This window comes from Thioclava sp. UBA3469, assembly GCF_002378135.1.
GTDB classification, from domain to species: domain Bacteria; phylum Pseudomonadota; class Alphaproteobacteria; order Rhodobacterales; family Rhodobacteraceae; genus Thioclava; species Thioclava sediminum.
The window spans coordinates 1,160-1,376 of sequence record NZ_DFRG01000043.1 but is presented as its reverse complement, the minus strand read 5'-3'; the positions used below and the strand labels follow the sequence as shown (position 1 = coordinate 1,376).

The following is a 217-nucleotide window of genomic DNA, read 5'->3' as shown; positions in this document are numbered from 1 at the left end:
GGGGATGTTGATCGTGGTGGCACCCGCCTTGATCGCAATCTCGACGACGCGGCAGAGGTAGTCATGCTCGGTCCGGGTCGCATCCATCGGCGACCACTGCACGTTGTCGCACAGGTTGCGCGCGTGGCTGACGGTCTCGTGGATGACGTCGGCCATCTCGTCCATCGTCAGGTTCGGGATCGCGCGGTGCAGCGGCGAGGTGCCGATGAAGGTGTGG

At 65.0% G+C, this 217-nt stretch carries 1 pseudogene; it reads right to left on the bottom strand.

Going from position 1 to position 217, the window contains the following annotated elements:
- Positions 1-217, bottom strand: a pseudogene (locus tag B3D39_RS03205) (2-isopropylmalate synthase); the annotation flags it as partial.